Consider the following 13,906-nt stretch of genomic DNA (forward strand, 5'->3'; position numbering starts at 1 on the left):
AGAAAAGGATAATAATATGCCAGAACATTTTTACGATAGAACAATTAAGCTACTTGAAAGCAGAGGAGTGACGAAACGCGACTTTGTTGACCTAGTAATTTTTCTCCAGAAAGATTACATCAAAACATTAACACCAGAGATGATCTATGAAAGTCTCGACCTCGTATTGCGGAAAAGAGAAGTACAAAATGCGATCATGACCGGCATTCAGCTTGACCTACTAGCAGAGGAAAAGAAACTATTCTCACCACTACAGGAAATTATTGAGAAGGACGAGGGGCTGTACGGAATTGATGAAGTAATGTCATTCTCAATCACTAATCTTTATGGCTCAATTGGCTTTACAAATTATGGCTATATAGATAAAGTTAAGCCTGGTATTCTAGCTATTCTAAACGACAAATCAACTGGCAAAGTTAATACTTTCTTAGATGACATTGTTGGGGCAATCGCTGCAGCTACCGCCAGTCGTCTTGCTCATAAGAATCCGAAACTAGAAGACGACAACATCTATTCCAACTAAGGAGCACGCATGCAACTAATCGACTTCATATTAAATATTGACCAACATCTCGTTGGAATTGTAAATAACTTCGGTAATTGGACTTATCTCATCTTATTCCTCATCATCTTTATCGAGACAGGTTTGGTTGTCTTCCCCTTTCTACCGGGTGATTCCCTGATCTTCGCCGCCTCTGCTATGGCAGCAAACCCGAAGTACGCCCTAAATATCTGGTTGGCCTACTTCATCTTTATACTCGCTGCCATCCTGGGCGACACGATTAACTATGAAATTGGTCGTTGGTCAGCTAAAAAAGGAAGCGAGAAAAATTGGTTCAATAAGCTAATCAATCAGGACAAAAGAGCAGCAGCGGAACACTTCTTTGAGCAACACGGCGGGAAGACGATCGTAATTGGTCGTTTCATCCCTTTCATCAGGACTTTCGTCCCCTTCGTTTCGGGTGCGGGTAAAATGTCTTACCGTCACTTCATCGCCTATAACTTTCTTGGCGGATTTCTCTGGGTCAGTCTGTTCAGTATCATCGGCTACTTTTTTGGCAACTTTCCCGTTGTCCAGGACCACTTCTCACTAATTGTAGTGGCAATTATCTTAGTCTCTGTCGTTCCAATTATAATTGTCTATCTTCGCAAGAAAATCACACAAAGGCGCCAACTTCGTTAAACAGGCAATAAAAATAAAGCATGATAAATGAGCTAGTTCTCACTCGTCATGCTTTTTCGTTTGGTGCTGAATAGAAAAGAGCCGAAGTAGATTTCATATAATACTAGAAACATTACGAAGCAACTCGCGAAAAAGTTCTCCGACAAGACATTAATAATCGGATCGGTCACTGGATCAAAGAGCCAGTCGCTGTTGTGAAAGAATATTCCGTGGAAAAAGACAAAGAATGCATCGAAATTCATTGACGCAAAAGGAACGACCACCACGGGTAGAACCATGAATAACAACGCCATTTTTTTATCTAAGCGAAAGTCAATTCGCTGATACTTAGCAATAATGAGCGCTGCCAATAACAGCAAAAAGATTGCTAACACCAGTTGAAAAAGATTCTTCACCTCATAAAAATGACTGGCAGCAGAGACTGATGTTGGTAAATCGCGCATTCTTAGTGTTTTAACAAATGGTGATAGTAAGTAAGCCATTAAATCATTATAATTACCCATTACTTGCTTAACCGATAAGGAAACCAACTTGTTCAGGTGCTCACCTTTCAAGAACAGGTAGAGGAGTGGCCAGCTCAATAAGATAGTACCCACAATTGCTGTCACGAAACCAAACAGCAATTGCGTTAAACTGCGAAGGATGCCCGGTTCACGCGTTCTCATAGTTTCCACTCCGTTAGGTCATTAATTTCATAAGTTGGTTTAATCGGTTGTTGGGCCACCTGATTTTTCGTTGACACACCAGTGTAGACTAAGAGGCTATCGAGTGCACTGTTGATACCCGCCTTAATATCAGTGTCATAGTTATCGCCAACTAGAATGACATCATCTCTTGCAACGTCCAATTGTTTTAAGGCCATATCTACAATAATCCGTTCAGGTTTACCAATATATAACGCCTTTTTCTGGACGGCTGCTTCAACGAATGCGATCACCGAGCCAGCACCGGGCACCAGTCCCTCTTCATTTGGTAAGTTTTTATCGGCATTAGTACCAATGAAGTTACTACCGCTTCTGATAGCCAGAACAGCCTTCTTGACCTTGTCATACGTTAGGTCGTTGTCGAGGCCCACGACAACGTAGTCAGGGTGTTCGTTATCCAACACAAATCCGGCCTGCAAAAGCGCCTGATAAAGGCCAATCTCGCCCACGATATAGACCGAAAGTGGTTTCTTAGTGTCTGCTTTGTCTAGTAGGTAATCACGTGTGGCTAAACTCGGCGTGTAGATTTGGTCGACGGTGGCAGTAATCCCATGTCCTGCCAACTTATCCACCACCATTTGCCGCGTTCTGGTGGTGTTATTTGTCAGGAACAAATAGGGAATTTCTGCGTCCTGTAGTCGCTTGATAAAGTCTGTTGCTTCCGGTATTGACTCGGTACCCCGGTAGACTGTACCGTCCAAATCAATCAGATATCCCCTGTACTGTTTATGTTTATGATTCACTTGTGTCCCTCTTCTTTATGACGAAGCTGTGTCGTCTTCTTTTGGTTGTTTTCTCGGCAACTTTACCTGTTAAATTGGTTTTCTTCACAGGCTGCTCGTTGTGCCGTTTCTTATTTCTTGCTGGTACCTTAATTTTTTTCGGTGTTAGTGACTCCAAGACAAAAAAGGCGACACCTGGATTCAGATACTCGTAAATGTAATCCTCTATCGTTTCAACCCGCTTATCCAGGTTGATCTTATTCGATGTTCCCTTGAAAAAACCCTTTAGCCGCAGTTTATCACTAGAGACATCGCCCACTAAATAATCATATTTGTCCAAAAAAGGATCAAACTTTAATTTCAATAATTCGCTATCTAACGCATTGCGGTAATTCGTTACGACGCGGTACTTTAACTGGTTAATGACGACAAACTCCGGACTCACTAAAACTACATCTGCCGGTGCATGCCTGACCTTAACCTTATTTTCTTCTTGATTTGACACCCTATTCATCCTCTAATTTATATTTGTGACTCAGATAATCGGCAACCACTTGCCTGAAGAACTTCGGAAAGTAGAATTTCGTTTCTCCCATAATTTCAATGGTGGGAAAGAACGGTATAAACACGTAATGATCAAGCAGCGCAATGTAGTAATCACGCTCCGTATCAATCTCTTGTCCTTCTACATAAACTGTTCTCGTAGCTTGATCAACCTCAATTCCGAGGTACTTAATCTCACCAAATATTTTCCCCCGGAAGCTCATACCCTTGATTTTAAAATTCCGCAAAAAATTACGGTTTTTCTCCATCTCCATGACTAAACGCCAGAGGTCTTCACCGCGTAGCTTAACCCGAACAACATGCATCGGATGTGGTAAGCCTTGGTGCAAGTCGTTCATTGTTAATAGTCCTGGCTGTAACTGTTGCACGAATAATCCCGTGTTTAAAATAGCTAAGTTTGTTCCAGCGGTTTGGGCAATTGCATGGAGCGCGTCTGCCATCTCTGTTTTTTTAGCAGCATATGAGGCTGGTAAAGTTGCGACGTGCTCATGCGCGAGTAATGCTTCACCCCGTTCAACATAGCCCGCAATTTCCTTTGCATCCCCCGGAAGAGTTTGCAAATCCGCCGTTTTAACTGTATTAACCTGCTGCTGCACCAATTGGTGATTGACATCGAACTCTAAGCGAATATCACCAATATACCGGCCCCACTTTCCAGCAGCAGCAAGCATCGATTGATTCACCACTAGACCGTTCTCTAACAGATGGTGTGTGTGTGAACCGATAATGAGATTTAGTTCCTTAAACTCATTAGCCAGATACTTATCCATGGTAATGCCTAGATGGCTCAGCAGGATTAGGTAATCATACTGTCCCCTAAGTTCGGCTAGCAGTCCTGGCAATACATCCGTAATCAAATGGATGTCCCACCCGTTTGGTTCGTACGTCAGGGGATATGCAGCCGTCAAGCCGAGTACAGCAATCCTAGTTCCCATTTTTGTTGTAATAATCTTGTAGGGCTGACAAAACGCCGGTCGTTTGCCATCTTGCTCAAACAAGTTCCCCAATAAAATATCGAAATTTGCGTGATCGAACAGGTGCTCAAGAATTGCATGCGGATTACCGATGCCTTCGTTATTGCCAATGGTCGCCCCATCATAGTGCACATTATTCATCAACTCAATGTTAATACCGCCATCAGTTGCATCGGTCAGAGGATGACTCCTATCCATGAAATCGCCCAGATCAAAAGTAAGTGTCTGGGAAACAGTCTCATCCTTTTGTGCGCGTTCGATGTAACGTCTAATCACCGGCCAGTTTTCAAAATGTGAATGCAAATCATTTGTATGCACAATGCGAATTGATTCCATTATAACTCCCTAACCAATATGGTTCGTCTGTAAGATAAGGTTAAACGCATCGGCAATCGGTCCCTCTGGTTTAGCCCACTCTTCCCAACTAGTTAACTGTAAACTTGGAAATTGATAGGTCTCATTGATATACTCCTCATAAGTTACTAGACTTTTACTACGGGGAATATTTAGTTGTAAGATTCTGACACTTTTGATTAATCCCTTAATTGCCGCAGCCTCCGCCACGCCATTCATCATGATATTTGCAACTTCGTAGTAGCGCGTTCCGTCAACACGCGTAATCTCTTCAATTAGATCAAATGTCTGATATGTTTCTGCCACAAGAATCTCCATCCTTCAAAAAATTCATCTGAATTGCGAAATAGAAAAAAAACGGCATCCATGCTACAGTAAATATCTGTAAGGTGGTGAAACAGATGCGTAAATTCTCTTTTTTTGTTTTTGCATTAATTATCTGGGTGACCCAAAGTGGGTTCACCGTCGTCGGTCATCGTGGAAATCCCGTCAAAGTTGCAGAGGAGACAATTGCTAGTTTCGACTCAGCATTCTCCGATGGTGCGGACTATGTCGAATTGGACCTTCATGTTTCAAAGGACAATCAATTAGTAATTTCACACGACCGAGATTTACAACGAATCACCGGTACATCTGCTATTGTATCACAAAATAATTTCGCCTATTTAAGTACATTACACCAGGCTAACGGCGAACCAATGCATACCCTCAACCAGATTTTCGCTTACTACGCAGAACGTCCCGAGACTAAATTCCTTATCGAGACTAAGAAAACCAAGTACAACAATCCAAAGAACATGGAGCAATTACTGGTGGAGACGATTGAGCAATATCACATGGCAGATCGAGTCTTAGTCCATTCCTTCAGCTACAAGAGTCTGAAATCACTCAGCAAACTCATGCCTGGCCTACCTTTAATTTTCATCGTTGGCTCTCTTAAACGGATCAACTTTGATGTACTATCTTATGTTGACGGCATCAACATCTCATCGAAGCTAGTGAATAGCAAGCTAATCTCGCAACTTCATTCATTAAACAAGAAAGTCTTTGTTTGGGATGAGATGCAGGAAAATCCGGCACAGTGGAATTGGCTAGTTAACTTACCCATTGATGGCGTCGTGACTAACTACCCCTCGACAGGATTTCAGTACAAATTGGCCAAGGATGGCACCAAAGAGTATCGGGTTGACCGAGATGCAGTCGTCGTTTCTAAGGCGCCGCTAACCACACGGGTGAATCCCTACGTCGATCTTGGTACCAACAAGACCGTTCCACCATTTAGAAAAGTTCACGTAGACTCTGCGGTCATCGTCAACCATCGCACATTTTATCAGCTCGAAAATGGTGAGTTTATTCCCGCAGACACGGTTAATTTCAATCTCGATGAGAGAAACTATCTCCCTTACATCAATCAGAAAATAATCTTAAAAGCTGGCGGAGCTAACTCCCTTTATGATAATCCGCTCACCCCCACCAAGGTCGTTGGTAAGCTAACTGCTAATACCCCATTAAGTATCGTTGGCATGAACACCTCCGGCGGTGAGACGTGGTTTGAAACTACCCACGGGTGGATACAGGGAAAAAACGTGCTAATCTACGGGATTTTTCCGGACGAACACGCGGACCTATCCACTCAAATATTTTTTGCTCAGAAACCCGCAAAAAGGCTTTCAAACATTAGCTTACAACAGGCGATTGTGGCTCCTTTAAACCAGTTAAACCAGAAATTTATTAAATATTTCGCTATTTCGAACCTCGCGTTTAGTAGTATTAATGATAGAATTAAACTATCGAAATTTTAGGAGGTACTAGAGCATTGACATTAGATTACAAAAAGTTAGCTGAAGAGAAACGCACAGAATTAATGCGCGATTTAAAAGACATGGTTGCAATTGATTCATCGCGCGACCTGGCAAATAAGACAGCTGAATTTCCTTTAGGACCTGGTCCTGCAAAGGCACTAGCAAAATTCTTAGAAATTGCTGCGCGAGATGGCTTTAAGACCGCCAATATTGAAAATGTGGCTGGTCGGGTCGAGTTTGGTGAAGGAGACGAGACTCTCGGGATCATTGGTCACATGGATGAAGTTCCTGCAGGTGATGGTTGGGTCACGGATCCATTCACTGTGACAGCAAAGGACGGTAAGCTGTACGGTCGTGGTGTGGCTGACGACAAAGGTCCTAGCCTCGCTGCCTACTACGCATTAAAGATTTTGAAAGAACAGGGCGTTAAATTAACTAAGAAAATTCACTTCATCGTCGGTACAGATGAAGAAAATGACTGGACCGGGATAAACCGTTACCTTGAAACGGAACCTAGACCTGACTTCGTCTTCTCACCAGATGCAGAATTTCCAATTATCAATGGTGAGAAGGGAATTGTATCCTTTGAACTAACATTCAAAGGTGTTGCAAACACCGGCAAGGACAAGCTGGTTTCCTTTAAATCTGGTCTGGCAGCAAACATGGTTCCGCAAACTGCTCAGGCAACCATTAATTCGGCTAACTTCGCAGCAATCAAGCCGGCATATGAAAAATTCCTGGCCGAAAATCAACTAACCGGAACATTTGAACTTAACGGTGATAACGCAACAGTTGTGCTAAACGGCCAAGGTGCTCACGGATCAGAACCAGAACTTGGTAGAAATGCCGCTACTTTCTTAGGCCTCTTCCTCAGCCAATTTGATTTTGCTGGTCGTGATTTAAACTACCTAAAGACAATTTCCTCCTTCTTGCACGAGGACTTCACGGGGAGCAAATTAGGCATCAATCATCATGATGACTTGATGGGTGAACTATCCAGTGCACCTAATGTCTATGACTACGATTCTGATAATGCCACAATCTTAATTAATGTTCGTTATCCAAAAGGAACTACACCAGACGAGATGGTGACTACCATTAATGGTAATCTTGGAGAATTCGCTACGGCAGCAGTCAAGGGACATAATCAAGGACCACACTACGTCAGTGGTGAGGATCCGCTAGTTAAGACCCTACTCGCAGTTTACGAACACCAGACCGGTAAACCTGGTCATGAGACAATCATTGGCGGTGGAACCTATGGTAGAATCTTCGATCGTGGTGTAGCATTTGGGGCCCAACCAGAAGATCAGCCAAACGTCATGCACCAACCAAACGAGTATATGCTGGAAGAAGCATTAATTGATTCTGTGGCAATTTACACGGAAGCAATCTACGAATTGACCAAATAGTATGTTAAAAGACAGTTACATCTGTCTTTTTTTATGCGGCAAAAAAATAAATAAGTTATAATGGAAACACTAATTCAAAAAGGGTGTTAAATTGAATAAAATCAACGAACTATTGGCACAGGTCAAACAAATTGCAATGAGGATATGGCACCAGCTTAGTGCGGTGTTTAACCGTTTGCGACAAAGCATCATGACCCTACCAAGGGTCAGCAAATACGCCAACGAGAGTAACGCTAGCAAGGGCCAATTTTACTTAGGTACCGTGTACCTAACTATTAAAGGTATTGTTAAACGTTTTTTTCTTGTGCTCATTTTCGGTGCCTTTCTCGCTTTGGGTATTGGAATTGGCTTCGCCGTCGGCCTACTTCAAGATCAGCCCGTACCCTCGATTGCCCAACTAGATAAGCAGATAAACCATCCGGAACAATCCTCCACACTCTACTATGCTGACATGCAGAAGATTTCCGACATCAAATCGGATATTAAGGCGACCCATATCAGCAAAAATAAGCTTACACCGCTAGTTAAACAGGCGGTCATCTCCACCGAGGATGAGACATTTTACGATCATTCTGGTGTGCTTCCTAAGTCACTAATCCGCGCTATTTTCTCCGAACTAACGGGTATCGGTGTAAGAACCGGTGGTTCTACCCTCACCCAACAGTTGGTTAAGATGCAGTTTCTCACTAACCAAACCACTTGGAAGAGAAAAGTAATCGAGATGTTTTTTGCCAAGAAGATTGAGGCACACTTCAGCAAGGACGAAATCCTGAATGCATATCTAAACGTTGTCCCGTTCGGTAAGAACAGTTCCGGCCAGAATATCGCGGGAATAGAGGAGGCTACTATAGGGATTTTCGGCAAAAAAATTGCGGATCTTACCCTCCCACAGGCTGCCTTTATTGCCGGCCTACCTCAAAGTCCATCTGCCTACACCCCATTCACCATCACGGGAAAATTAAAGAAGGACTACTCACTTGGTTTGAAACGAAAGAACATCGTCCTTTTCCGGATGTACCGCAACGGAAATATCACAAAGAAGGAATACACAGCAGCAAAGAACTATGACCTCGCACAAGATTTCGCACAGCCGCAAAAGACTTCACAAGTCAATGGCTACAATAATTACCTCTATAATCTGGTCGCTAATAAAAGTGTCGAGTTGATCGCAAAGTCGCTCATCAGGCAGAATAAAGAGCGAGTAGCTGATGTTGTCAAGGACGAGGCAGAATACAACCAATACCTTGCTCAAGCTAGCGAAATTTTGAAACAAAAGGGCTATCACGTCAAGACAACTATTGATAAGAATATGTACGCTATCATGAGTCAGACTGTTGCTAATGCCGAACTAGGAACGGTGCACACGACCACCAACTATGACACCTCACTGAATCGTAACGTCAATATAACCGAGAAAGCACAGAACGGCTCCGTAATGATTGATAACGAGACCGGCCGAGTAATTGCTTTTGCTGGTGGCGTAGACTTCGAGAATTCACAAGTCAATCATGCATTTAACACGTACCGTTCTCCCGGTTCATCGATTAAACCCTACCTTGTTTATGCTCCCGCAATTGAGAACAAATTGATTGGTACGAAGACAGTATTACCCGACTTTCCAACCAACTATGGTAGCTATATACCAACCGACTATGGCCAAAGTGTTGAGAATCGCTTCATCAGTGCCGATGAGGCCCTAAGAATGTCCTATAATCTGCCCGCTGTTAGTTTGTTCAACGAAGTACGCAAGCAAACCCCAGTTCAGGAATATATGCAAAAACTTGGTTTCAACATCGAGAATAGCGAATTTAAACAGCTAGGACTCGCACTTGGTGGCACTAAGTATGGCTTCTCCGTAGCGGAGAACGCAGCTGCCTTTGCCTCTTTCTATAATGACGGTGCAAGAAGTGAACCATATTATATCGATCAGATTACTGATCCTAGTGGTAAAGTAATCTATCAGCATCACACAAAGAAGACGAAGGTCTTTTCTAAGGGAACAGCCTATATTATGCAGAAAATGCTGCATGAGGTAACGACGCAGGGTACCGCTGCACAACTAAGTTACGGTTTGAATTTCGACACCAGTAACCTGATTGGCAAAACCGGTACAAGTAACGACTACAGAGATATCTGGTTCAACGGTGCAACACCCGGCGTCACAATCTCATCATGGATGGGCTACGATAACTTCTATGGTCACACGTATACACTGAGCGATAACGCCAGTTCTGTTAACATGAGCCTGTGGACTGAGATGGTCAATCAGCTGTATGCAACTAATCCTAAGATATTCAAGTTAGACAAAGCCAGTGAGAAACCTGCTACTGTACATTCTCATGGAGTTTTGCGTCAAACTGGAACCAAGGCGGGTTCAGTGAACTATGACGGAGCCACGGTAAAGCTCACTGGATCAATGACCACTAGTCTGAGCCTCTCAACACACGCACGAGCAGCATCTGCTAAGTTCTCCGTCGGGGCAAACAAGAAGGATTATGATCTATTTTTTGATTATAAATTAGGCAAATTAAGTAATTATGGAACTAGGCTGTACTACACAGGTGAAACCATTAATACGAAAGAAAATGTTGCTGATCTGTTTGTGGATAACAAGAACTCTGCTCTGAACGAAAATTATTATGGAACAAACATTACACCTCCTTCTACTCCTAGTGCCAATACTGAGGTTGAAGGAAACGACGAAGAACCACAGACCACAGGTGGAACACCACCAACTAACTCTAACGAGAACCAACCGGCTGGTAATACGACTACCAACCAAACAGGTGCAGGCTCCAATGCAGAGTCACCGAACCAGAATACCCAACAACCTAGCCAGCAAACGAATCCGCCAGAAACAACTGGCGGCAACAACTAGTTTCAGCTGGTAGTTGCGCCGCAATGCAAAAAAAAGGAATTAACGTTTTGCCGTTAATTCCTTTTTTTGTTATCTGTCAGTGAGTTAATTATTTAGTACTATTACGCTTTGAAATAGAATATGGCAATGTAACATGCTCCTCATCGAGTTCCTCGTTATTAATCAATTTAGTGAGCATTCTCATACTTACAGCGCCGATATCATACAACGGCTGTTTGATAGCAGTCATACTTGGTCGGACAATTTTAGAGATAATCGTGTTATTGGCAGAAATGATCTCTAAATCGGCTGGTACGTCCACCCCGGCGTCCAGGGCGGCATTCATTAACCCAGCAGCGGTCACATCTCTCGTCACAATCATTCCGTCAACATTATTTGCCTTAATCTTCTCATACAAATCGTAACCATCTTCGTAGCCAAAGTTATTCGGGAAGATCAAATCAGCGCTGTCGGTCAATCCTAGTTTGGTGGTAGCTTCAGCGAAGGCCTTCATTCTGTAAGAACGGTTAATATCCGCATCCTCTTTGCCAACAACCAGGGCAAGTTTCTTACGCCCATTGTTAGCCAGCAATTCCACTGCCTCAGTAATTGATGCTTGGTAGTCGATATTGACAGTTGGTAACTTAGATTCAGCATCAACTGTACCGGCTAGGACAACTGGCGTCCTGGTACGCGTGAAAGCGTCTCTTGCAATCGTAGAGAGCTCATTTGTCATGTAGATAACTCCATCTACCTGCTTGCTTAAAAGCGCTGAGATGACATCTTCTTCACGATTTACGCTAGTATCAACACTTGTAATAATAATATTGTATTTATACATAGTCGCAATATCGTCAATTCCCTTCGATAACTCGGAGAAATAAAGGTTATTAAGTTCAGGCACAACTAGACCAATCATTGTCGTTCTCTTACTTGCTAGTCCGCGAGCAACCGCATTTGGCTGGTAGTTAAGTCTATCAATAACAGCAAGTACTTTTTGACGTGTATCATCACGTACATTCTTATTACCGTTAACAACACGGGAAACAGTTGCCATAGAAACTTTAGCTTCTCGAGCTACGTCGTAAATTGTTATTTCTTGTTTTTCCATCGTTATTCTCCGCTTTCAATCGTCTGCACTTCTCTAAAATAACAAACATACCAAAAATTTGCAAGCGGTTACTAGCTGTTTTTTCGTTTACTTGCAGATGATTATGCTATACTTTTATTATCACGAGAAAAGAAGGTTACAAATTATGATACAACTTGATAAATTACAGAAATGGCTCCAGGATACTAACACCGATGTGGCGTATATTAGTGATCCCGTCAATGTGAATTATTTCAGTGGCTACGGTTCTGACCCAGAGGAACGTGTGCTTGCACTCTTTGTTTTCAAAGATGCAGCCCCATTTCTATTTACCCCTCAACTAAACGTCGAGGAGGCTAAGAACTCCGAGTTTGATTCCGATGTATACGGCTACCTTGACCATGAAAATCCCTTTAAGATTATAGCAGAAAGAATTAAAGAGCGGACAAATCATTTTGAAAAATGGGCAATTGAGAAAGATAATTTATCGGTTTTCCGTTATCAAGCAATCAAAACAGCTTTTCCAACCGCCTCATTCACACAGGATGCATCTCGTTTCATCGAACAGACGCGGCTCTATAAGACACAACAAGAAATTGCCATCATGGAACAAGCCGGTGCGGACGCCGATTTTGCCTTTGAGGTGGCTTTCAACGCGGTCCAAACAGGCGTCTCCGAGCGTGGTCTGGTTGGTCAAATTGAATATGAACTGAAGAAACGCGGCGTGATGGAAATGAGCTTCGATACAATCGTTCAGACCGGTGCTAATGCCGCCAATCCACACGGTGGGCCAACTTTGAGTACAGTTCAGCCTAACGAACTTATCCTGTTTGATCTTGGTACTGTTAAAAACGGCTATATGAGCGATGCAACCAGAACGGTCGCTTATGGTACACCAAGCGATAAGGCGCTAGATATCTTCAAGGTTTGTCTTGAGGCGAATCTCACCGCGATGGATAAGGCTAAGCCTGGTATCACCGCTGCTGAGCTAGATGCCGTTGCGCGGGACATCATCACTAAAGCCGGTTATGGTGAATACTTCAATCACCGTCTCGGCCACGGTATTGGTAAATCGACCCATGAATTTCCTTCACTCATGGAAGGTAACGACATGGAGTTAGAACCAGGAATGTGCTTCTCAATCGAACCAGGTATCTACATTCCAGGTGTTGCCGGTGTCAGAATTGAAGACTGTGGGCACCTAACAGAAAATGGCTTCGTACCATTCACACACACGCCTAAAGAGCTTAAAACAATTGCAGTTCACTAAAACAAAAAATCACACAATCAAATGTGTGATTTTTTGTTTACCAGAATAATTAGTCTTTATCTTGCTCTTGGTTTAATTCATTTAAAATTCTGTCATTGTCAGTCGGGTCATCATTGAAGGCCTCTGTGTCATCGATGATGATATCGTCGAAATCTGTTAACTCTGAATCATCGTTCACAACCTGTTTAGGAAACGATTGTAACTGACTCTTAATCAGATCAGTGGAGTTATCATACTTTTTCTTGAGATTGTCAAGGGTTTCACCAGACACACTGGACACCTTACTCTCGGCTTGATTCTTTAAGTCTAGAGCCTTGTCTTTTAAATCCTTCGTCTGGTTCTTCACTGAATCAGTTAATTCTTCAACAGTATCGGGTGTGAGCAAGGTTGTGGCAACGAGACTTGCAGCAGCACCGACCACCACACCAAACACAAAACTTCCAAATTTAGACATATGCATTCTCCTTATTTAACTTCTTCTGAATTTTTCTTCTTTGGCATCACTTTTTTTAAAATCGTACCGGCAACACCAGCCTTCGTAGCCGTTCCGCTGAAACCTGACACACGATGAACGATATTCTTAGAGCTCGTGTTAATATCAGAGACGCTCTGACCAAGGTCAGCAGCAGCAACGAATACAGGATCAAGCGTTTGAACCTTACCGTTAACGTCATTCAGTAAAGTATTTGACTTAACCAGGAGACCTTCGACTTGTTGTGATAAGGCATCGACATTGTTAGTCACCTGCTCCACCGTCTTATTAGTGGTAGCAACGGTTCGGCTTACTTCCTTCATGGTCTTTGCAGTCCTAACCAAGACTGGAATTAAAAATAAAACTAAAATAAGAAATGCAACGGCTGCAATTAGTCCTGCTAGTGCACCAAGCGATATATCCATGATTAAATCCTCCAGATTTTTTCTATTATTTAAAGTCTAGCATTATTCAAACGTAGTCGCAATTTTATTCGTAGCGG

At 42.8% G+C, this 13,906-nt stretch carries 14 protein-coding genes; 6 read left to right on the top strand and 8 right to left on the bottom strand.

What is annotated here, in order from left to right:
* Positions 1–16: 16 nt before the first annotated feature.
* Both LA20533_RS01535 and LA20533_RS01540 read left to right on the top strand, forming a co-directional pair.
* A complete protein-coding gene (locus tag LA20533_RS01535; protein WP_054745575.1) occupies positions 17–523 on the top strand; it encodes a phosphatidylglycerophosphatase A family protein in 507 nt (168 codons plus the stop codon).
* Between the two features lie 9 nt (positions 524–532).
* Positions 533–1,183, top strand: a complete 651-nt coding sequence (locus LA20533_RS01540; RefSeq protein ID WP_056946441.1) for a DedA family protein — start codon at positions 533–535, stop codon at positions 1,181–1,183.
* Positions 1,184–1,215: 32 nt separating this feature from the next.
* On the opposite strand, the gene LA20533_RS01545 is transcribed toward LA20533_RS01540, so the two are convergent.
* Genes LA20533_RS01545 through LA20533_RS01565 form a run of 5 tightly spaced genes read right to left on the bottom strand, consistent with a single transcriptional unit; the run spans position 1,216 to position 4,807 of the window.
* Positions 1,216–1,848 carry a TIGR01906 family membrane protein gene (locus LA20533_RS01545; RefSeq protein ID WP_056946443.1) on the bottom strand — a complete coding sequence of 211 codons (633 nt, stop codon included), beginning with the start codon at positions 1,846–1,848 and terminating at the stop codon, positions 1,216–1,218.
* Complete coding sequence (locus LA20533_RS01550; protein ID WP_054745573.1) at positions 1,845–2,630, bottom strand: TIGR01457 family HAD-type hydrolase; 786 nt, start codon at positions 2,628–2,630, stop codon at positions 1,845–1,847. Before LA20533_RS01550 ends, LA20533_RS01545 begins: the two co-directional genes overlap by 4 nt.
* Entirely contained in the window at positions 2,620–3,114 is a 495-nt protein-coding gene (locus LA20533_RS01555; protein ID WP_056946445.1) for a YutD family protein, read from the bottom strand. The genes LA20533_RS01550 and LA20533_RS01555 overlap by 11 nt, the downstream gene beginning before the upstream one ends.
* A 1-nt stretch (position 3,115) precedes the next feature.
* Positions 3,116–4,483, bottom strand: coding sequence for a bifunctional metallophosphatase/5'-nucleotidase (locus tag LA20533_RS01560; RefSeq protein ID WP_056946447.1), 1,368 nt, complete (start codon positions 4,481–4,483; stop codon positions 3,116–3,118).
* A gap of 9 nt (positions 4,484–4,492) precedes the next feature.
* Positions 4,493–4,807 carry a hypothetical protein gene (locus tag LA20533_RS01565; protein WP_054745569.1) on the bottom strand — a complete coding sequence of 105 codons (315 nt, stop codon included), beginning with the start codon at positions 4,805–4,807 and terminating at the stop codon, positions 4,493–4,495.
* Between the two features lie 95 nt (positions 4,808–4,902).
* Here LA20533_RS01565 and LA20533_RS01570 point away from each other — a divergent pair, with 95 nt between their 5' ends.
* The 3 genes from LA20533_RS01570 to LA20533_RS01580 all read left to right on the top strand — a co-directional run bounded on the left by LA20533_RS01570 (position 4,903) and on the right by LA20533_RS01580 (position 10,593).
* On the top strand, positions 4,903–6,303 hold the full coding sequence (locus LA20533_RS01570) for a glycerophosphodiester phosphodiesterase (RefSeq protein ID WP_056946449.1): 1,401 nt from the start codon (positions 4,903–4,905) through the stop codon (positions 6,301–6,303).
* 14 nt (positions 6,304–6,317) lie between these two features.
* Positions 6,318–7,715: a dipeptidase PepV gene (gene pepV, locus LA20533_RS01575; protein ID WP_054745565.1), complete on the top strand. Its 1,398-nt coding sequence runs from the start codon at positions 6,318–6,320 to the stop codon at positions 7,713–7,715.
* A 136-nt stretch (positions 7,716–7,851) separates the two neighbouring features.
* Complete coding sequence (locus LA20533_RS01580; protein ID WP_056946779.1) at positions 7,852–10,593, top strand: transglycosylase domain-containing protein; 2,742 nt, start codon at positions 7,852–7,854, stop codon at positions 10,591–10,593.
* 88 nt (positions 10,594–10,681) lie between these two features.
* Here the strand turns inward: LA20533_RS01580 and ccpA are convergent, their stop codons facing one another.
* Positions 10,682–11,683 carry a catabolite control protein A gene (gene ccpA / locus LA20533_RS01585; protein ID WP_054745563.1) on the bottom strand — a complete coding sequence of 334 codons (1,002 nt, stop codon included), beginning with the start codon at positions 11,681–11,683 and terminating at the stop codon, positions 10,682–10,684.
* 148 nt (positions 11,684–11,831) lie between these two features.
* On the opposite strand from ccpA, the gene LA20533_RS01590 reads away from it, so the two are divergent.
* Complete coding sequence (locus LA20533_RS01590; RefSeq protein ID WP_054745597.1) at positions 11,832–12,932, top strand: M24 family metallopeptidase; 1,101 nt, start codon at positions 11,832–11,834, stop codon at positions 12,930–12,932.
* Between the two features lie 49 nt (positions 12,933–12,981).
* Here the strand turns inward: LA20533_RS01590 and LA20533_RS01595 are convergent, their stop codons facing one another.
* Positions 12,982–13,386, bottom strand: coding sequence for a YtxH domain-containing protein (locus LA20533_RS01595; protein WP_054745561.1), 405 nt, complete (start codon positions 13,384–13,386; stop codon positions 12,982–12,984).
* Between the two features lie 11 nt (positions 13,387–13,397).
* Entirely contained in the window at positions 13,398–13,823 is a 426-nt protein-coding gene (locus tag LA20533_RS01600; protein WP_056946782.1) for a DUF948 domain-containing protein, read from the bottom strand.
* Positions 13,824–13,906: the final 83 nt, after the last annotated feature.

The sequence above is a fragment of the Amylolactobacillus amylophilus DSM 20533 = JCM 1125 genome (assembly GCF_001936335.1).
Taxonomy (GTDB): Bacteria; Bacillota; Bacilli; order Lactobacillales; family Lactobacillaceae; genus Amylolactobacillus; species Amylolactobacillus amylophilus.